Genomic DNA, 19,125 nt, shown 5'->3' with positions numbered 1-19,125 from the left:
GAGCCATGATCAAACTCTTCAATTAAAGTTTTGTTGCTTCCGTCTTGCGACTTCAGCGGCTCAATGAATTCTGATTTTTTTGTTTCTCGCTAAAGAAACAAACTGTACATATTGCTATGAACACTCATTGTTACATTGATTTAAATTTTTGACTGCCAACCCGAAGGCTAAGCAGTTTCGATTAACTCAACACCTGTGAGTGTCCACACAGATTTCTTGTTTTATCTTGTTAAAGAGCAACTCAACCTCGTAAGAGAAGGTGAGTACCACACTGAGCGTCGAACGCTTCCAGTTGGCTAGGGCTGCGTATTCTACGCATTTCCCGTTTCGCGTCAAGGAGTATTTTACAACTTCTTGCTGCGCTTGAATTAAGTGCTTAAAAGCGACTCAATTCAACCTAACTCGTCAGCTGGCTTTCGCTGTCTGCCGTGTCAGTGGATGCGCATTATAGGGAGCAGAAGATTTTGTGCAAGGGCTTTTTGTAGGAAAATAACGATTAATGGTTTAGACGTTTACTTATCAAACGATACGTATAAAAAAGGGGCTAAAAAGCCCCTTTATCTCGATTAAGTCTGGCAATCTATATGAGTCACGCTCAATTAGATCATCATAAATATTGTTATCTATGGACTAAAGAAGCGAGATTCTTGCTCAACTTCGACTTCTTCACCGTCGATATGAGTTTTCACTTTTATCTCGATATTAGTAACTGAACGAGACAGCTCAACCGGATCGATACCCACGCTAATAGGGAGAGTTAACACTTCACCACCCGCAATAGTGACCGAAGTTGGACCGTACCATTTATAGTTGTCTAATCCTTCGACACTCATAGTGTATTCGTGGGATTGCTCTGTCTTATTAAGAATCTTCAAGGTGAAGGTGTTTTCAATCAAACCTTGATTGTTCTCTCTATAGAGCTGGTTGCGGTCACGAATGATGTCCATACGCACAGGCGCTATGGTCGCACTGGAGTATATAAAGACTAATATCATCGCTATCAGTACCACGCCATAACCGACAAGTTTAGGTCGCAGCACTTTTTGCTTAATTCCTTCTAACTTGTTCTCGGTGGTATAACTGATAAGCCCTTTTTCATATCCCATACGATCCATGGTTTGATCGCAGGCATCGATACAAGCGCCGCAGTTAATACACTCATATTGCAGACCATTACGAATATCGATTCCCGTAGGACATACCTGCACACACAAGTCACAGTCGATACAGTCGCCAAGCCCTAGCTCTTTAGGGTCATCTTTGCGTGAGCGCGGACCACGGGTCTCACCACGTTTAGTATCGTAACCCACGATAAAAGTATTCTTATCGAACATAGCCGCTTGGAAACGAGCATAAGGGCACATGTGGATACACATGATTTCACGCATCCAACCCGCATTGCCGTATGTGGCAAGTGTAAAAAACACGACCCAGAAGTAGATACCGCCAGAAGCATTAAGTGTAAATACGTCGACATAGACTTCACGACTTGGCACAAAATAGGACACAAAAGTCATCGCCGTCATCAGTGAGAGCAATAGCCAGGCCGTATGTTTTGCCGTTTTACGCCAGAGTTTGTCAAAGCTCCATGGCATTTGATCTAACTTAATGCGTTTATTGCGTGCGCCTTCAAGTTTTTCCTCGAACCAGATGAACATAAAGGTCCATACTGTTTGGGGGCAAGTGTATCCACACCAAACACGGCCAAGATAGGTGGTCACAAAAAACAGAGCGAAGGCAGCGATCATAAACAACGCTGCAAGCAAGGTGAGATCCTGCGGCCAAATCGTTAAACCGAAGACGTGAAACTTTTGTTCGCCCAAGTTAAACCATACGGCTTGACGGTCGCCCCAAGGGATCCAAGGTAAAAGCAGGAAAAATAACATGGCGATCCAGCCCATGCGGCGACGTACGCTACTCCACAAACCGTCTATGGCTCGGACATAAATCCGATTACGAGGATTAAAGCGATCGGCTTTACTCGCATCTGGCTGGTGAATCTTAATTCGATTGGTTTTCGAATAGTCCTTGTTGTTAGATTCTGAGTTCATCGTTACAGCCTTTTACTGCTTTAATATTGGACGAAAACTAGCTTATTATACCCATATTCTTAATGGTTATTCACTTATGTTGGACTAAAAGATGAAAGGTTGGATCATATTGGCGCTACTCGCGGGTGCTTTATATTACTTATACACAGAAACAGATAAATTAGATGTTCCTATTGCAAAGACTGAGGCGATGATCAAAGAAATAGAGAATAAAGTTGACTCTATGACAGGAACAAAAATTATTAAAATCGACCATAAACTGACTAAGGTAAGAACCGACATCATAGAACGTTTATCCACATTAGAACTCGAAGCCTTCAATCAAATTCTAATGACACCCGAGTCTATTGCCGACTTTAAGGCTAACTATTGCGGTACTATGGCACCTCAACATCCAGTGTTTAGCAAAGATAATCAGCTTTATCTATGTGATCACCTCTAATCATTACAGACTCATAGGCAAACGGGATTTTGCTATATAGCGCTAAGGTTTAGACTTAGGTGATTGACCTTATATATGATTCCGCCTAGCCTTTGAGGCATTACAGCATAAAGGCCTATGAATCATGACCCAACAAGTATCAGACATTTTTGATCCCACCCTATGGGATGAAGTCAGTGGATTTCATTTCGACGATATTACTTACCACAGAGCCAAAGCACACGGCACAGTACGCATTGCCATTAATCGCCCAGAGTGCCGCAACGCCTTCCGACCTAAAACCGTTGATGAATTATTTATCGCACTCGACCATGCACGCCAATGGTCTGATGTGGGTTGCGTACTGCTTACGGGTAACGGTCCTTCGGCAAAAGATGGTGGCTGGGCGTTCTGTTCGGGTGGCGATCAACGTATTCGCGGCAAAGATGGCTATAAATATGAAGGCGCCGAAGAAGGTAAGGCCGATCAAGCCAGAATGGGCCGCTTACATATATTAGAAGTACAACGCCTTATCCGCTTTATGCCTAAAGTGGTCATCGCCGTTGTGCCGGGCTGGGCGGTGGGTGGCGGCCATAGTTTACACGTAGTGTGCGACTTAACCTTAGCCTCGAAAGAACACGCAATATTTAAACAAACCGATCCCGATGTTGCGAGCTTCGACTCAGGTTATGGCAGTGCTTATCTCGCCAAAATGATAGGTCAAAAACGTGCCCGCGAAATATTCTTCTGTGGTTTTAACTACAGTGCCGATGAAGCCTTCGACATGGGTATGGTTAATAAATCCGTTCCCCATGCAGAGCTAGAAACCGAAGCATTAATGTGGGCGAAAGAGATTAACTCTAAATCACCTACGGCTATGCGTATGCTTAAATACGGCTTCAACATGACAGACGATGGCATGGTCGGTCAGCAATTATTTGCCGGTGAAGCGACGCGTTTAGCCTATGCGAGCGCCGAAGCACAGGAAGGACGCGATGCCTTCCTCGAAAAACGCGATCAAGATTTTTCAGCCTTCCCTTGGCACTACTAATTTTAGAATCGTATTAATTTACGTTTAAATGCTCAAAGCCCTCCATCGTGAGGGCTTTATGTTTTTTACAACGGATAAATAGATAAAACCGTTTAAACTAATCTGAAAACACGGCTTTTAATTTTAATGAGAATTGTTATCATCTAAGTATTCCCGCTGGGAGCCTATTTAGAGGACAAGATCATGACTAAGACACTCACTTTTGCTGTACTACATTTTAGCGTCGCTTTTACCGTAACCTATTTATTAACTGGCAGCGTAGTCGTAGGTGGCGCAGTAGCCTTAGTAGAACCCGCGATTAACACTGTAGTGTTTTACTTCCATGACAAAGTGTGGAAACGCATTGAGGCAAAAAAGCAGCACGAGCTAGATGCCATTCCAGCATAGAAAGTTAAGCCACCAGCATTTGCTATTACTGTAAGTTAATCGTCATTTTGTCGTGAATCTAAATGAAAAAACCGCCAATAAAGGCGGTTTTCATTTAAATATCTCTATTTATTCTACTGTTACAGATTTTGCCAAGTTACGTGGTTGATCCACGTCAGTACCTTTGATTAATGCAACATGGTACGACAATAGCTGTAAAGGAATAGTGTAGATCAGTGGCGCCATAAAGATGTCACAGTGTGGCACAGGGATCACTTTCATCGTGTCATCCGACTCAAACTCAGCATCCACATCGGCAAACACATACATTAAGCCGCCACGGGCACGCACTTCTTCAACATTCGATTTCAGTTTTTCGAGCAATTCATTGTTTGGCGCAACGACAATCACTGGCATATCGGCATCGATAAGCGCTAGTGGGCCGTGTTTTAATTCGCCAGAGGCATAAGCTTCAGCATGAATATAAGAAATCTCTTTCAGCTTTAACGCGCCTTCCATCGCAATCGGATATTGATCGCCACGGCCAAGGAATAACGCATGGTGTTTATCGGCAAAATCTTCAGCCAGTTCAGCAATCGCAGCATCTAAACCTAAAGCTTGTTCCACTTTTGCTGGCATAGATTGTAGGCTTTGAGTGATTTGAGCCTGCATTTTATCAGACATACCATTGTGGCGACCGATCACCGCAGTCAACATTAATAAGCCAGCAAGTTGTACTGTGAAAGCTTTAGTCGATGCCACGCCAATCTCGGCGCCCGCTTTCATCATGTAAGCCATGTCAGATTCGCGAACCAATGATGAACCTGGCGCATTACAAATGGTCAATGTGGCTTTATAACCCATTTCTTTCGCTAAGCGCATGGCCGCTAAGGTATCGGCAGTTTCACCCGATTGTGAAATCGTCACCAACAGGCTATTTGGGAATAAGTGCGACTTGCGATAACGGAATTCAGAGGCAATTTCGACGTTACAAGACACGCCAGCCCAATCTTCTAACCAGTAACGTGCCGCCATGCCCGCATGGTAACTAGTACCACAGGCGATGATTTGCACATGTTTGATATCTTTTAAAAACTCAGCAGCGTTGTCACCAAAAGCCGTGTCTAGCACTTGCTTATTAGCAATACGACCTTCAATTGTGCGCGTCAGTGCCAATGGCTGCTCGTAAATTTCTTTAAGCATATAGTGGCGATATTCGCCTTTGTCACCGGCATCGTGGGTAATTTCAGATTCTTTGACTTCACGCTCAACGGCATTACCGTTTAAGTCGAAAATACTCACGCTGCGACGGGTCACTTCGGCCACATCACCTTCTTCTAGGAAAGCAAATGAGCGAGTGACGGGTAATAAGGCGAGTTGATCTGAAGCGACAAAGTTTTCACCTAGACCAAAACCAATCACCAATGGACTACCAGAGCGAGCAACAACCATACGTTCACTATCACGACGGTCAATAACGACTGTGCCATAGGCACCTTCGAGTTGTTTAACTGTGGCTTGTACAGCACCAAGTAGAGTGTTATGGGTTTTCAGCTCATGGTGCACTAAGTGACAAATCACTTCGGTATCGGTATCTGAACTAAAGTTGTAACCTAAACCTTTAAGCATTTCGCGCAGTTTATTGTGGTTTTCGATAATACCGTTGTGCACCACGGCAATATCACCTTCCGATAAATGCGGATGAGCATTACGCTCACTCGGCTCACCGTGAGTCGCCCAACGAGTGTGCGCGATACCGGTTCCGCCTGCTAATGGGTCAGTTTCAAGCGCAGCCGACAACTCTTGTACTTTGCCAACGCGGCGCGTACGGTTGAGTTCACCATTGTGAATAACGGCAACGCCTGCAGAGTCATATCCGCGATATTCTAAACGGCGTAAGCCTTCTACCAGAATTTCAGCCACATCCCTTTGCGCCACGGCGCCTACGATTCCACACATAGTCTTTACCTATAAATTAAAATGAAGTTGTTAAGCTATTTTGTCTAATGAGCATAGGGCGCTAACATAACTCGCACGCCCTGATCTGAAATTTGTTTGAGCGCACTCTCGTCGATACGTGAGTCGGTGACCAACACACTGACCTTGGCCCACGGTAACTCTAAGTTAGGGATCCGCTTGCCGATTTTGTCAGAATCGACCATAACGATCACTTCGCGGGAAACTTCGGCCATCACTTTGCTTAGGCCTGTTAACTCGTTAAAGGTGGTGGTCCCGCGTTCAAGATCGATACCATCGGCACCGATAAACAGTTGGTCGAAATTATATGAACGCAACACTTGCTCGGCGACTTGGCCTTGAAAGGATTCAGAATGCGGGTCCCAAGTGCCACCGGTCATCAATAAGGTGGGCTCGTTTTCGAGTTCATGAATGGCATTTGCAAGGTGTAGCGCATTCGTCATGACCACCAGCCCACGCTTATCGTTCAGCTGTTCAATCAAGCCTGACGTCGTAGTGCCGCTATCGATAATGATGCGATTGTGATCTTTAATCAGCTGCGCGGCGGTTTTCGCAATAGACAGCTTATTAGGCGCTATCTTGGCAGAGAACTGTTGAGTAACTTCGTCTGGAATCGCCACGGCGCCACCGTAACGGCGTAATAGCAGGCCAGTTTTCTCAAGCGCGGCGAGATCCTTACGAATCGTCACTTCTGAGGTTTCAAAACGTAACGACAGTTCATCAACGCTCACTTCACCCTGTTCGTTCAATATGGTGATTATGCTGTGGCGACGCTGCTGTGTGTTTCGTTTATTCATAAAACCTTTCAGTTAAGTTTCGATTCGAAAGTTGCATTATAGTGAAACGAAACTTTTTTGCTAGTCATACGAAACACACTTTTGCATGATCCAAGCAATTTTTTTATCTGTCTAGCCAGCCAACTTGGAAATTAGCCCATAAAAAAAGCAGTTTATCCTTTAGGGATGAACTGCTTTAAATGGATTAAGAATCCGAATAAGTATTAGAACTTAGCTTCAACTGCAACACTGAAGTTACGGTCTTGACCTATAGTCACCATCTTATCGCTGCCACCGTCTAAATATTCAGTATCGAAGAGGTTTCTGACGTTGGCACGTATGCTGACATCTTTACCCATGATATCCATAGTGTAGGCTGCACCTATATCGAAACGCACATAACCATCTTTGGTGATGGTGTTATCAGCATCAGCAAAACGTTCACCCACATAAATAGCACCAAAGTTCATCGCAAAGTTGTCTGTCACTTCGTAACGGGTCCAGATATTGGCCGACCACTCAGGGGCATCAATAGGGGTTTTACCATCTAAGTTCTTGCCACCTATTTTGCCTGCACCGGTATTATATTCAGCATCTAAATACATCATAGAAGAAGTCACAAACCAGCTATCACCTAACTGGCCTTGGGCGCCAACTTCAAAACCTCGATGATGCTGCTCACCACCTTGGGTAGTGATCGTTTTATCTCCTTCATTCGTTACAGGAATATCTTGTACTGTGGTGACATTAGAAACCGTAATATCAAAAAGGGCTGCTGTTAGCAGTAGGCTGTCATTAAATAACTCCCATTTAGTCCCTAGTTCATATTGAGTACCGTACTCAGGTTTCAGGTTATCTCCATGATTGACATCTTCAGAACTGGTTACTGAACCCTGTGGTGTAAAGCTTTTTGAATAATTAACGTAAATGCTACCATTAGCCATTGGCGAGTAAATTACCCCAAACTTAGGCGACACGGCATAGCTGTTTTCACCTTCTCCGTCTTTCTTCTGTTCGTCGTAACGCACACCAGCAAGCAATTTCCATTGCTCATTAAGCGTCATCAAATCCTGTAAATAGAAACCGTAATACTTGTATTCGCTTGGGTTGCTTAGCTTACCTTGGTGATAATCAAGATCTTGCTGAATAATTGGTTGCCCAGGAATTACGGGCTGACTTTTGCCTTTCTGAATTTGCTGCTGATAGAAATAGTCTAAATAGTTAGCACCAATAAGGAATTGATGCTCCATTCCTGCCAAAGAAAATTCACCCGTGAAATCCACATAGGCCGTTTTATGCTGCCAATCGTCATAACGATCAAACGGGTTTATGGTGTAACCATCTTTATATGGATCTTCAGAGCCTTTATTTAAGCTTGGCGCAGAGTCTAAACGTTGGCGATTAAACTGCTGATCGTTATAACCAACTTTGACTTTCCAATCATCACTCATCTGCCAAGTTAGATCGGCACCTAAGTTAGAGACTGTGTTATCGGTAAAGGCCCAAGGTGCATCCCATACGGTTTTACGTTCACCGATAACATTACCTTGTTTATCTAACCACCCACCCGCATCAATACCCGCTTTATCTTGGGTATGATCGTACTTAACCGATAACAGAACATCATCACTGACATCAAATTCTAGGTTTAAGTAGCCCAACCAACGGTCACGCTCTTGATTCTCATCGTTAGCGGAATACTCACGCCAGTATTTTGTGTCTTGCTTCACTAACACGCCGCGGTAACGAAGACTCTGAGCATCATTTAAACTGCCGCCCGCATCTAGCTGAGCACGGGTCGAACCAAAACCATCAGTATCAAAACCTAAATCGAGCATTGAATCATAGGTCGGTTTCTTAGTGACCATATTCACTAAACCACCAGGACCAGATTGGCCGTACAACATGCTCGAAGGACCTTTCAATACTTCGACTTGCTGTAAAGTTTCAATTGGTTGTACGTAGTGAGACCATTGTTGATGGCCATTAATAAGATAACCGTTACCCGAATCGAGCTCGAAGCCGCGGATACTGAAGACTTGACGGTTCCAGCGTGTGGTTCCCGCTGTCACACTCGAATCATTAACTAATACTTCCGCTAGATTGGTTGCCAACTGTTCATCAGTCACAAAATCAGGGATAACATTAACTGACTGTGGAGTATCCATTAAGTCGATATCGCCACGCATGGCACCCGATGCACTACCGACTTTATAGTCGTTAAAAGTACGGCCAGTCACATTGATGCGCTCAATATTTTTATCGCTCGCCACTTCTGCAATAACCGGCATAGCCATTAATGCCGAGCCTACAGCTAAACCTATAACTGAATATTTAAATACCATTGCCAACACCTCAAATAGACCTTTCGTCTTAGAATTGCAGGCAATATAAATGAGAAGTGTTTTTATTTTCTCTTCTTTACTAAAATTTACAATTGAGTGTGATAGTGATCAAATTAACTTAAAAACCAACAATTTGCCCATACCACAAAAACATGAAGAAAATCTTAATTATTAAGCATTACTTAATAAAAAGGCTTTTTAGTGTAACACATTGAACACAATAAAAATAAAAGCGGCACATGGCCGCTTTTTTGACATTAAGTTGAGTTTTAAAACTTACTTTTTAATTTTCACTGGACGTTGCCAACCAGTAAGGTGTTTTTGTTTAACACGAGTGATCACTAACTCATTCTCACCCACATCACGGGTAATGGTTGAGCCAGCGCCTAAGGTTGCGCCTTTACCGATAGTTACAGGTGCTACCAACTGAGTGTCAGAGCCGACAAAGACGTTATCTTCAATAACAGTAAGATGCTTATTCGCGCCATCATAGTTGCAGGTAATAGTACCAGCACCAATGTTGACGCCATCACCAATGATGGCATCGCCTAAATAGGCTAAGTGTCCAGCTTTGGATCCCACACCAATCACCGCTTTTTTCACTTCAACAAAGTTGCCAATATGTGCATCTTGCTTAAGTTCTGCTCCCGGACGTAAACGTGCAAATGGGCCAGCACTGGCAGCAACGCCAAGCTTAGCACCTTCGATAATAGAGTAAGGCTTGATCTCAGCATCATCGGCAATCTCGCAATCAATTAAAATCGCGCCTGCGCCAATAGTCACATTATTACCCAAGGTCACTTTGCCTTCGAATATCACATTAATATCGATCATCACATCCATACCAACAGTGACTTCACCACGGATATCGATACGGCTTGGGTCGCGAAGGTTCGCCCCCGCCAACATGAGCTTTTCGGCTTCACGAGCTTGGTAAGCACGTTCAAGTTGCGCTAATTGCACGCGATTATTGGCGCCTTCGACTTCAATGGCCGATTGTGGCTGAGCAGTATCAATAGCAACGCCATCAGCGTGCGCCATAGCAATAATATCCGTTAGATAATATTCGCCTTGAGCATTATTGTTCGATAAACGGCTCAACCAAGTTTTAAGTTGTTTACCCGGAACCGCCATGATGCCGGTGTTAATTTCGTTGATCAGCAACTGTTCTGCAGTCGCATCTTTTTGCTCAATAATTCCAATGACTTTTCCTTGCTCACGGACAATACGGCCATAACCCATAGGATTCGCTAAATTCACTGTTAAAATAGCAACGCCATTTTCAGGACGGGCGGCGAGTAAGGCTTCGAGAGTCGATGTTTGGATCAACGGCACATCGCCATAAAGAATAAGCACTGTATCGCTGTCGGCGATATGTGGGCTAGCCTGTGCAACCGCATGACCTGTGCCTAATTGCTCGGCTTGCAATACCCAGTTAAGTTGTTGCTCACCCAAACAGGCTTGTAGCTTGTCGGCGCCATAACCATAGACTAACTGAATAGAGTCACAGCCAACTTTATTAGCGGTATCGATGACATGTTGCACCATGCTCTTATGGGCGATGGGATGTAATACCTTAGGAAGATCAGAGCGCATCCGTGTTCCCTTTCCAGCCGCTAAGATCACTACATTTAATGCCATTACCATATCCTTGAACAAATACCCAAGAGGGTGAAAAATTACGGTCGTATACCAATCACATTAAATATCTAATCAGTTCAGAGCCTCACAGGCATCTCAATCCAAGGCGCATTGACGCAGAAATGGTTATTCCCTTTTAAGTCAATGCAACACGGGAGTGGGATGCCTGTGAGGCTCCCAAAGGGCGGGTTTCAACGCGCTTCATACTGCGTTCAAGGCTTTCGACAGAGCACCACTATGCCTTCAAGCCTTCGCCTTGTCTAAAGCGCGTTGAACTCCCGCTGAATGAACAGATATTTAATACGATTGGTATTAGTGGCGCAATTTTAACGGAAAGCACATCGAAAAGCGAAGTAGATAGCGATGCTAATCAATCAAAGACATGCAAGAATGCCAATCTATCCCATTTTTAGACACAAAAAAGGCGACCATAGGGTCGCCTTTTTTCACAAACAATAACCTTATCTGGCAATGTTTTTCTTGATGGTTTCAACAACACGTAATTGAGCCATAGCCTTAGCTAACTCAACCATAGCCGCGTCATAATTGAAGTCAGCACCAGCAGTTGCCATATGGGCTTCTGCACGACGCTTAGCTTCTAATGCCGCTTGCTCATCAATATCTTTGGCACGCATAACCACATCAGCCAATACGGAGACAGAAGAAGGCTGCACTTCCAGAATACCACCTGAAAGGTAAAACACTTCTTCACTACCGTCTTGCTTGACGATGCGCGCCATGCCAGGTTTGATATAACTAAGCAAAGGAGCGTGGCCATGCATTATGCCCAACTCACCTTCAGAACCAGTCACTTGTAGCGAAGCTACACGACCAGAGAAGATTTTGCTCTCTGCGCTTACAATATCAAGATGTACTGTCATGGCTGCCATCCCGTTCTCCTTAAAAAACTAAGTATGAATACTTAGTTATTTCTTTTTGTTCGCTTTCTCGATGACTTCATCGATTGAGCCAACCATGTAGAACGCTTGTTCTGGCAGGTGATCAAACTCACCGTTCAAAATACCCTTAAAGCCACGGATAGTGTCTTTCAGAGAAACGTACTTACCAGGAGATCCAGTAAAGACTTCTGCTACGAAGAAAGGCTGAGATAAGAAACGCTCAATCTTACGAGCACGGAATACGACAGTCTTGTCTTCATCAGACAATTCATCCATACCCAGAATCGCAATAATGTCTTTCAGCTCTTTGTAACGTTGCAGTACAGTTTGCACGCCGTTAGCAACGTCATAATGCTCTTGGCCAACAACCAATGGATCTAATTGACGTGAAGTCGAATCCAATGGGTCAACCGCTGGGTAAATACCCAGAGAAGCAATTTGACGTGACAGTACAACAGTCGCATCTAAGTGAGCGAAGGTTGTTGCTGGTGACGGATCGGTCAAGTCATCCGCAGGTACGTATACCGCTTGTACAGAAGTAATAGAACCCGTCTTAGTTGAAGTGATACGCTCTTGCAGAACGCCCATCTCTTCAGCCAATGTTGGTTGATAACCTACCGCAGAAGGCATACGACCTAACAGTGCAGATACTTCAGTACCGGCTAAGGTATAACGATAGATGTTGTCAACGAACAACAGTACGTCACGACCTTCGTCACGGAACTTCTCTGCCATAGTCAGACCAGACAGTGCAACGCGCAAACGGTTACCTGGAGGCTCGTTCATCTGACCATAAACCATGGCCACTTTGTCGAGAACGCCAGAATCTTTCATCTCGTAGTAGAAGTCGTTACCTTCACGAGTACGTTCACCTACACCGGCGAATACAGAAAGACCCGAGTGGGCTTTAGCGATGTTGTTAATCAGTTCCATCATGTTAACTGTTTTACCAACACCCGCACCACCGAACAAACCGACTTTACCGCCCTTAGCGAATGGACAAACAAGGTCGATAACCTTGATGCCAGTCTCTAACAGTTCAGTAGAGCTTGATTGATCTTCGTATGAAGGAGCTGTACGGTGAATAACATAACGCTCTTCTTCACCGATTGGACCCGCTTCATCAATAGGCTCGCCTAATACGTTCATGATACGGCCAAGAGTGGCGGTACCAACTGGAACAGTAATAGGTGAACCTGAGTTTACTACTTCAAGACCACGACGCAGACCGTCAGAAGAACCCATAGCGATGGTACGAACTACACCACCACCTAGCTGTTGCTGAACTTCCAGCACCAAACCATTACACGGGCCTTCACCTACGATTTTCAGAGCGTCATATACTTGAGGTACGGCATCTTGTGGGAACTCTACGTCCACAACCGCGCCAATCACTTGGACAACAGTACCTGTGCTCATGATTAATCCTCTAAAACTTGTATTCGTTACCTAACCTAAACCGCAGAGGCACCAGAAACAATTTCCGACAGTTCCTGCGTAATAGCAGCCTGACGGGCCTTGTTATAGACCAGTTGCAAGTCGTTGATAAGCTCACCCGCGTTGTCTGTTGCCGACTTCATTGCCACCATACGGGCAGCTTGTTCAGAGGCAATGTTTTCAACAACACCTTGGTAAACCTGAGATTCTACATAACGGACCAATAAAGTATCCAAAAGTGCTTTTGGATCTGGCTCGTAGATATAATCCCAACGATGAGCAGTTTCATCATCTTCTGATTTAGGCAAAGGTAGCAGCTGCTCGATCACAGGAGTCTGCGTCATAGTATTCACAAATTTGTTAAATACCACGTACAGACGATCCAGCTTGCCTTCGTTGTAAGCTTCTAGCATGACACCGACTGTCCCGATCAAGTCAGCGAGCTTTGGAGCATCGCCTAAACCTGAAGCGTGAGCAGACACTTGTCCACCGAAGTTTTTGAAAAACTGCACACTACGTGCACCGATAGGGCAAAATTCAAATTCTGCACCTTGGGCTTTCCAGCTTTTCACGTCTGCAATAACCTTTTTGAAAAGGTTAACGTTCAGACCACCACAAAGGCCACGGTCGGTTGCTACAACAATGTAACCAACCCGCTTAGCCTCTCTCACCTCCAAATAGGGGTGTTTATACTCGAGAGAACCTTGCGCGACGTGACCGATCACCTTACGCATGCTTTCCGCATATGGACGGCTCGCAGCCATGCGTTCCTGCGCTCTGCGCATTTTGCTGGCTGCCACCATTTCCATGGCGGACGTGATCTTCTGAGTGTTTTTCACACTCGCGATCTTGGTTTTAATCTCTTTAGCGCCGGCCATCTCTACTCTCCAATCTGGACCTGAGGTGTCTTAAGACACCTCTATCATTGTTACCAGGTTTGGGTTGCTACGAACTTGTCGAGGCCAGCTTTTAATTCAGCTTCGATATCAGCGCTATAATCGCCAGTATCATTGATAAGCTTCATTAAAGGAGCATGCTCGCTGTTCATGAACGAGAGCAGAGCGGCTTCGAAATTACCGACCTTATTCAGCTCAACACTCTTCAGGTAACCTTTTTCAGCTGAGAAAATAGACACAGCTTGAGCGGCTACGCTCATAGGAGCATATTGCTTTTGCTTCATCAGTTCGGTAACACGCACACCATGCTCAAGCTGAGCACGTGTTGCATCGTCAAGATCAGATGCAAATTGCGAGAACGCAGCAAGCTCACGATACTGTGCTAGTGCGGTACGAATACCACCAGACAGTTTCTTGATGATCTTAGTCTGAGCCGCACCACCAACACGAGAAACAGAAATACCTGGGTTAACCGCTGGACGTAGGCCAGAGTTAAACAGATCGGTCTCAAGGAAGATCTGACCATCGGTAATAGAAATTACGTTGGTCGGTACGAATGCAGAAACGTCACCCGCTTGCGTTTCAATAATCGGCAGCGCGGTTAAAGAACCAGTTTTGCCAGTTACTGCACCTTTAGTGAACTTCTCTACATAAATCGCGTTAACGCGTGATGCACGCTCTAATAAACGTGAGTGTAGATAGAATACGTCACCTGGGTAAGCTTCACGGCCAGGTGGACGCTTGAGCAGTAACGAAATTTGACGATAAGCAACTGCTTGCTTAGACAAATCATCGTATACGATCAAAGAATCTTCACCGCGGTCACGGAAGTATTCACCCATAGAACAACCAGAATATGGCGCTAAGTATTGTAGAGCAGCGGCTTCAGAAGCAGTTGCAACAACAACGATAGTGTTAGCTAAAGCACCGTGTTCTTCTAGCTTGCGTACTACGTTAGCGATAGTAGAAGCCTTTTGGCCAATCGCGACGTACACACATTTAATGCCAGAATTTTTCTGGTTGATGATTGCGTCGATCGCCATTGCTGTTTTACCAGTTTGACGGTCGCCAATGATCAATTCACGTTGACCACGACCGATTGGGATCATGGCATCAACGGCTTTATAACCAGTTTGAACTGGTTGATCAACAGACTGACGTTCAATAACACCTGGTGCGATAACTTCAATTGGCGAGAAACCATCGTTATCGATAGGTCCTTTACCGTCAATTGGCTCACCTAGAGTGTTAACAACGCGGCCAAGAAGACCGCGGCCAACTGGAACTTCCAGAATACGGCCAGTCGTTTTCACTTTTACGCCTTCTGCTAAATCAGCATAAGGACCCATTACTACGGCACCGACAGAATCACGTTCAAGGTTCAACGCGATTGCAAAACGGTTACCAGGCAGTTCGATCATCTCACCTTGCATCACGTCGGCTAGGCCGTGGATGCGGATGATGCCGTCACTTACCGCAACGATAGTACCTTCGTTACGAGATTCGCTAACGACTTCGAACTGCTCGATCCGCTGCTTAATCAGATCGCTGATTTCAGTGGAATTCAGTTGCATGCTCAAACTCCCAATTACGACTGCAGCTTATCAGACAGACGCGATAACTTACCGCGGACCGAGCCATCGATGACTAGGTCTCCTGTCTTAATTATTACACCGGCGATGAGCGCGGCGTCAGTGCTACAATTCAGCTTAACTTTGCGTGCGAGACGTTTCTCTAAAGAAATACTAATCTGCTGTTGTTGTTCAGAGCTCAGCTCAGTTGCAGAAACCACATCAGCTTCTACTTCTTTTGCCCACTCATTACGGTATTCAGTAAATAACTGAGATACAGCAGGTAGCACCTTTAAGCGACCGTTTTCAGCCATTACCTTTATCAGGTTCTGACCTTGCACATTGACTTGCTCACCACACACACTAATAAAGAGTGCTGCGAGCTTAGTGCTGGCTAAAGAGCCAGCTAACAGTGGTTGCATGGTTTCGTTTTCACTCACCAATGCGGCAAACGTGAGCATTTCAGCCCAAGAATCCACTGCATCTTGTTCAATAGCAAAGTCAAAAGCTGCCTTTGCGTAAGGGCGAGCGATGGTGGTTAATTCAGCCATAACTCAACTCCCTTATCAAATTTCAGCGACTAGTTTATTAACTATGTCACTGTGGGCGGCTGGATCAATAGAACGCTCAAGGATCTTCTCAGCACCCATGATGGCAAGAGTAGCAACCTGCTTACGCAGATCCTCTTTGACGCGATTACGTTCAGCTTCAATTTCTGCTTTACCCTGAGCGATGATTTTAGCACGCTCAGCGTCTGCTTCGGTTTTGGCTTCTTCAACTATTTGAGCTTTACGCTTGTTAGCTTGCTCAATAATTTCATTAGCCGTTACCTTGGCTTCTTTTAGTTGGTCAGTCGCTTTCGCTTGTGCCAACTCCAGGTCTTTTACCGCACGATCAGCATCAGCTAGACCGTCAGCAATCCTTTTTTGGCGCTCTTCGATGGCATTCATCAAAGGGGGCCATACAAACTTCATGCAAAACCACACGAAGATGATAAAGGCGACCGTCTGACCGATTAGGGTAGCGTTGAAATTCACAACAGCCTCCTATTTAGAGTTAAGACAGAAGCGTTTTTTACAGCATTGCACCCAGTGGGTTGGTAAATAGCATAAATAATGCGATACCAACACCGATCATAGTTACGGCGTCAAGAAGACCCGCTACGATGAACATTTTAACTTGTAGCATAGGAGCCATTTCTGGTTGACGCGCAGCGCCTTCCAAGAACTTACCGCCTAATAAGCCGAAACCGATTGCAGTACCAAGAGCACCCATACCAATCAGCAGAGCAACAGCGATAGCTGTCATGCCTAAAATCGTTTCCATCTGTATCTCCAGTATCTAAATCTATATTAGTTGATGATTTAGTTTAAAATTTCTTCAGCAATCCTTAATGATCTTCATGCGCCATGCTTAAATAAACAATGGTCAACATCATGAAGATAAACGCCTGCAGCGTGATAACCAAAATGTGGAATATTAACCAGCCCAGTTGCAGAGTCACACCTAGGGTAGATAATAACAAGTTGGTACCATACATCAGCGCAATAAGGATGAAGATCAACTCACCTGCGTACAAGTTACCAAAGAGTCGCAATGCCAATGAAATTGGCTTAGCAATCAAAGTAACAGTCTCTAATAGGAGGTTGACGGGTATCATTGCCTTATGGTTAAAGGGCTGTAGTGTCAATTCTTTAACAAACCCAGACACACCTTTGACCTTAATGCTGTAAAAAATAATCAGCACGAACACACCAATAGCTAAGCTAAAGGTAATGTTAACGTCAGTCGTCGGAACCGCTTTTAGATAGGGAATACCCATTAAACTTGCTGCGTGAGGCAGCCAATCTACAGGGATCATATCCATGAAGTTCATCATGAATACCCATACAAAAATGGTCAGAGCTAAAGGCGCGATCAGAGCATTGCGACCATGAAAACTTTCTTTCACGCTGTTATTTACGAACTCGACGATAATCTCAACAAAACATTGCAGTTTGCCAGGAACACCGGAAGTCGCTTTTTTACCAACGCTGCGGAAAATCCACAGGAACAGAACACCAAGACCAACCGAAAAGAACAACGAATCAATGTGCCATGTCCAAAAGCCTTCACCAACACTTAAGTTGGTAAGGTGATGTTGGATATAGCCCTGCGGTGTTAACGCTTCACCAGTTGCAGCCATGATTCATCCCACTTAACTTTGCTTGAAGTATAAAGGAGCTGTCCAATGCACGATTAGCGTCAGCACATAACAAACAAAAAGCGGCATAAAAGCGACCTTAAGATTGATAAACACAAACGAAAACATTGCGATGGTTAACAGCAACTTTACCGCTTCCCCCCAGTAAAAAGTCTTTATGACTTTTGCAGCTGAACTTGCTCCCGTGTGGGAGAAAGCGAGGGTTGCGAATACAAAATTAGGGAGCACAGCGATTGAACCACCTGCTAATGCAGAATAGCCAAACTGAACTCCCCACACGGCGAAAAAGAGAATTGAAGCACCCCCAGCGACCGCCGCCTGCATCATCACCAATTTATAGGCTGACCACCGGCCACGACGCGCTAAAACCTTACTCAATTCATCCTCTCCGCATTCATACTTTTTGTTTCGATGACCGGATGACAAATACCCGTATTTATGTCGATGCACAAAAAGCTTGCGAAAGTATACCTTTTCACGCCTTCATTGCAACTTTGAGATAAGGAAAAACAACACTTTTAACGTGATCTCGCGCCAAACGAGTTAAAATGTAAGATTAGCATCTGTCACAAATTTACATTAAAAACTGTTAATCTACAGACATTAATGAATTTTACTAAGAATTCCGTCTAATTCAGCCAGATTCTGATAGTTAATTACAATTTTACCCGTGCCCTTACTGCTATGAGCGATCGAAACCTTGGCACCTAATCTTTCAATTAACTGCTGCTCTAAACGACAAACATCTTGATCTTTAGTCGTAGTTTCGGCTTGTTTAGGCGGATTTAAGGTTTGATTAATTAATCGTTCAGTTTCGCGAACGGTTAATTCCTTAGCGGCCACTAATCTCGCAAGATTTGTTTGTTCTTCTCCCTCAATTGCCAACAAAGCGCGAGCATGACCCATATCAATGTCGCCATACTCGAGTAGACGCTTAACTGGCTCATTTAAGCCGTTTAAACGTAACAAGTTAGATACACTCGCTCTGGATTTTCCCACAACATCGGCAACCTGTTGGTGAGTCAGTTCAAACTCTTGCATTAAACGTTGCAATGCAATGGCTTCTTCCATGGCATTTAAGTCTTCACGCTGGATGTTTTCAATCAAAGCAATAGCAACAGCGGCTTCATCAGCTACTTGCTTTACAATGCAGGGGATTTTATTCAAGCCAGCAAGTTGCGCAGCACGCCAACGACGTTCACCCGCAATGATCTCATACATGTTATTCGTCACTTGTCTCACAACGATAGGCTGAATAATGCCTTGATTGCGGATAGAGTGTGCCAGTTCTTCCAACGCTTCGGGGGACATGTCTTTACGAGGTTGATACTTACCTGGCTGTAATAAGTCTAAATCGAGATGGATAAGCTCTTCTTTTTTATCGATAACATCAGCTTCGTCAGTGTGTTTTTTACTGGCGGCATGACTGTTACTCAGTAGGGCATCTAACCCTTTGCCTAATCCTCTTTTTTTCAACGTCATGGTGATCCT

Annotated in this window: 19 protein-coding genes; 4 read left to right on the top strand and 15 right to left on the bottom strand. The window is 44.6% G+C overall.

What is annotated here, in order from left to right; all coding sequences use genetic code 11:
• Positions 1–623: 623 nt before the first annotated feature.
• A complete protein-coding gene (gene ccoG / locus L5L94_RS20480; protein WP_105250769.1) occupies positions 624–2,051 on the bottom strand; it encodes a cytochrome c oxidase accessory protein CcoG in 1,428 nt (475 codons plus the stop codon).
• Between the two features lie 91 nt (positions 2,052–2,142).
• On the opposite strand from ccoG, the gene L5L94_RS20475 reads away from it, so the two are divergent.
• The 3 genes from L5L94_RS20475 (at position 2,143) to L5L94_RS20465 (ending at position 3,910) form a co-directional block, all read left to right on the top strand.
• Positions 2,143–2,493 (top strand): hypothetical protein, encoded by a 351-nt coding sequence (locus L5L94_RS20475; protein WP_263164833.1) that lies wholly within the window; start codon positions 2,143–2,145, stop codon positions 2,491–2,493.
• 124 nt (positions 2,494–2,617) lie between these two features.
• Entirely contained in the window at positions 2,618–3,523 is a 906-nt protein-coding gene (locus tag L5L94_RS20470) for a 1,4-dihydroxy-2-naphthoyl-CoA synthase (protein WP_113941423.1), read from the top strand.
• A gap of 183 nt (positions 3,524–3,706) precedes the next feature.
• The gene (locus tag L5L94_RS20465) at positions 3,707–3,910 is read left to right on the top strand and encodes a DUF2061 domain-containing protein (RefSeq protein ID WP_105250772.1); all 204 of its coding nucleotides are present in this window, start codon (positions 3,707–3,709) and stop codon (positions 3,908–3,910) included.
• A gap of 108 nt (positions 3,911–4,018) precedes the next feature.
• Here the strand turns inward: L5L94_RS20465 and glmS are convergent, their stop codons facing one another.
• The 4 genes from glmS to glmU form a co-directional block, all read right to left on the bottom strand.
• A complete protein-coding gene (gene glmS / locus L5L94_RS20460; RefSeq protein ID WP_263164831.1) occupies positions 4,019–5,848 on the bottom strand; it encodes a glutamine--fructose-6-phosphate transaminase (isomerizing) in 1,830 nt (609 codons plus the stop codon).
• A gap of 44 nt (positions 5,849–5,892) precedes the next feature.
• Positions 5,893–6,663 (bottom strand): DeoR/GlpR family DNA-binding transcription regulator, encoded by a 771-nt coding sequence (locus tag L5L94_RS20455; protein WP_007652285.1) that lies wholly within the window; start codon positions 6,661–6,663, stop codon positions 5,893–5,895.
• Between the two features lie 203 nt (positions 6,664–6,866).
• A complete protein-coding gene (locus tag L5L94_RS20450) occupies positions 6,867–8,987 on the bottom strand; it encodes a TonB-dependent receptor (protein ID WP_263164829.1) in 2,121 nt (706 codons plus the stop codon).
• Positions 8,988–9,263: 276 nt separating this feature from the next.
• On the bottom strand, positions 9,264–10,628 hold the full coding sequence (gene glmU, locus L5L94_RS20445) for a bifunctional UDP-N-acetylglucosamine diphosphorylase/glucosamine-1-phosphate N-acetyltransferase GlmU (RefSeq protein ID WP_263164827.1): 1,365 nt from the start codon (positions 10,626–10,628) through the stop codon (positions 9,264–9,266).
• A gap of 203 nt (positions 10,629–10,831) precedes the next feature.
• Between glmU and L5L94_RS20440 the strand changes: the two genes are divergently transcribed.
• Positions 10,832–11,041 carry a hypothetical protein gene (locus L5L94_RS20440; RefSeq protein WP_263164836.1) on the top strand — a complete coding sequence of 70 codons (210 nt, stop codon included), beginning with the start codon at positions 10,832–10,834 and terminating at the stop codon, positions 11,039–11,041.
• A gap of 48 nt (positions 11,042–11,089) precedes the next feature.
• Here the strand turns inward: L5L94_RS20440 and L5L94_RS20435 are convergent, their stop codons facing one another.
• From L5L94_RS20435 to L5L94_RS20390, 10 genes are all read right to left on the bottom strand, one after another.
• Positions 11,090–11,518 carry a F0F1 ATP synthase subunit epsilon gene (locus L5L94_RS20435; RefSeq protein ID WP_105250790.1) on the bottom strand — a complete coding sequence of 143 codons (429 nt, stop codon included), beginning with the start codon at positions 11,516–11,518 and terminating at the stop codon, positions 11,090–11,092.
• Positions 11,519–11,554: 36 nt separating this feature from the next.
• A complete protein-coding gene (gene atpD, locus L5L94_RS20430) occupies positions 11,555–12,946 on the bottom strand; it encodes a F0F1 ATP synthase subunit beta (RefSeq protein ID WP_105250791.1) in 1,392 nt (463 codons plus the stop codon).
• 35 nt (positions 12,947–12,981) lie between these two features.
• Positions 12,982–13,842 (bottom strand): F0F1 ATP synthase subunit gamma, encoded by an 861-nt coding sequence (atpG, locus tag L5L94_RS20425; RefSeq protein WP_006084762.1) that lies wholly within the window; start codon positions 13,840–13,842, stop codon positions 12,982–12,984.
• A 50-nt stretch (positions 13,843–13,892) separates the two neighbouring features.
• Positions 13,893–15,434 (bottom strand): F0F1 ATP synthase subunit alpha, encoded by a 1,542-nt coding sequence (gene atpA, locus L5L94_RS20420; protein ID WP_168827626.1) that lies wholly within the window; start codon positions 15,432–15,434, stop codon positions 13,893–13,895.
• Between the two features lie 14 nt (positions 15,435–15,448).
• The gene (gene atpH / locus L5L94_RS20415; protein ID WP_006083842.1) at positions 15,449–15,982 is read right to left on the bottom strand and encodes a F0F1 ATP synthase subunit delta; all 534 of its coding nucleotides are present in this window, start codon (positions 15,980–15,982) and stop codon (positions 15,449–15,451) included.
• A 15-nt stretch (positions 15,983–15,997) separates the two neighbouring features.
• A complete protein-coding gene (gene atpF / locus L5L94_RS20410) occupies positions 15,998–16,468 on the bottom strand; it encodes a F0F1 ATP synthase subunit B (RefSeq protein WP_006083841.1) in 471 nt (156 codons plus the stop codon).
• 37 nt (positions 16,469–16,505) lie between these two features.
• Positions 16,506–16,757 (bottom strand): F0F1 ATP synthase subunit C, encoded by a 252-nt coding sequence (atpE, locus tag L5L94_RS20405; RefSeq protein WP_006083840.1) that lies wholly within the window; start codon positions 16,755–16,757, stop codon positions 16,506–16,508.
• Positions 16,758–16,821: 64 nt separating this feature from the next.
• Positions 16,822–17,616 carry a F0F1 ATP synthase subunit A gene (atpB, locus tag L5L94_RS20400; protein ID WP_105250793.1) on the bottom strand — a complete coding sequence of 265 codons (795 nt, stop codon included), beginning with the start codon at positions 17,614–17,616 and terminating at the stop codon, positions 16,822–16,824.
• Positions 17,617–17,628: 12 nt separating this feature from the next.
• The gene (locus L5L94_RS20395; RefSeq protein ID WP_105250794.1) at positions 17,629–18,012 is read right to left on the bottom strand and encodes an ATP synthase subunit I; all 384 of its coding nucleotides are present in this window, start codon (positions 18,010–18,012) and stop codon (positions 17,629–17,631) included.
• 225 nt (positions 18,013–18,237) lie between these two features.
• Entirely contained in the window at positions 18,238–19,116 is an 879-nt protein-coding gene (locus L5L94_RS20390) for a ParB/RepB/Spo0J family partition protein (protein WP_263164825.1), read from the bottom strand.
• Between the last annotated feature and the right edge of the window lie 9 nt (positions 19,117–19,125).

Origin of the sequence: Shewanella sp. SM21 (genome assembly GCF_025654335.1) — a bacterium.
GTDB classification, from domain to species: Bacteria; Pseudomonadota; Gammaproteobacteria; order Enterobacterales; family Shewanellaceae; genus Shewanella; species Shewanella oncorhynchi.
Note: the sequence above shows the minus strand (reverse complement) of the source record. Positions and strands in the feature narration are given on the sequence as shown.

Bases quoted from the DNA above. Each gene is read 5' to 3' on its own strand.
- L5L94_RS20455 (WP_007652285.1), bottom strand. From the start codon at position 6,663: ATGAATAAACGAAACACACAGCAGCGTCGCCACAGCATAATCACCATA.
- ccoG (WP_105250769.1), bottom strand. From the start codon at position 2,051: ATGAACTCAGAATCTAACAACAAGGACTATTCGAAAACCAATCGAATT.
- L5L94_RS20435 (WP_105250790.1), bottom strand. From the start codon at position 11,518: ATGGCAGCCATGACAGTACATCTTGATATTGTAAGCGCAGAGAGCAAA.
- L5L94_RS20450 (WP_263164829.1), bottom strand. From the start codon at position 8,987: ATGGTATTTAAATATTCAGTTATAGGTTTAGCTGTAGGCTCGGCATTA.
- atpH (WP_006083842.1), bottom strand. From the start codon at position 15,982: ATGGCTGAATTAACCACCATCGCTCGCCCTTACGCAAAGGCAGCTTTT.
- glmS (WP_263164831.1), bottom strand. From the start codon at position 5,848: ATGTGTGGAATCGTAGGCGCCGTGGCGCAAAGGGATGTGGCTGAAATT.
- atpB (WP_105250793.1), bottom strand. From the start codon at position 17,616: ATGGCTGCAACTGGTGAAGCGTTAACACCGCAGGGCTATATCCAACAT.
- L5L94_RS20470 (WP_113941423.1), top strand. From the start codon at position 2,618: ATGACCCAACAAGTATCAGACATTTTTGATCCCACCCTATGGGATGAA.
- glmU (WP_263164827.1), bottom strand. From the start codon at position 10,628: ATGGCATTAAATGTAGTGATCTTAGCGGCTGGAAAGGGAACACGGATG.
- L5L94_RS20475 (WP_263164833.1), top strand. From the start codon at position 2,143: ATGAAAGGTTGGATCATATTGGCGCTACTCGCGGGTGCTTTATATTAC.
- atpE (WP_006083840.1), bottom strand. From the start codon at position 16,757: ATGGAAACGATTTTAGGCATGACAGCTATCGCTGTTGCTCTGCTGATT.
- atpD (WP_105250791.1), bottom strand. From the start codon at position 12,946: ATGAGCACAGGTACTGTTGTCCAAGTGATTGGCGCGGTTGTGGACGTA.
- atpG (WP_006084762.1), bottom strand. From the start codon at position 13,842: ATGGCCGGCGCTAAAGAGATTAAAACCAAGATCGCGAGTGTGAAAAAC.
- L5L94_RS20465 (WP_105250772.1), top strand. From the start codon at position 3,707: ATGACTAAGACACTCACTTTTGCTGTACTACATTTTAGCGTCGCTTTT.
- atpA (WP_168827626.1), bottom strand. From the start codon at position 15,434: ATGCAACTGAATTCCACTGAAATCAGCGATCTGATTAAGCAGCGGATC.
- L5L94_RS20390 (WP_263164825.1), bottom strand. From the start codon at position 19,116: ATGACGTTGAAAAAAAGAGGATTAGGCAAAGGGTTAGATGCCCTACTG.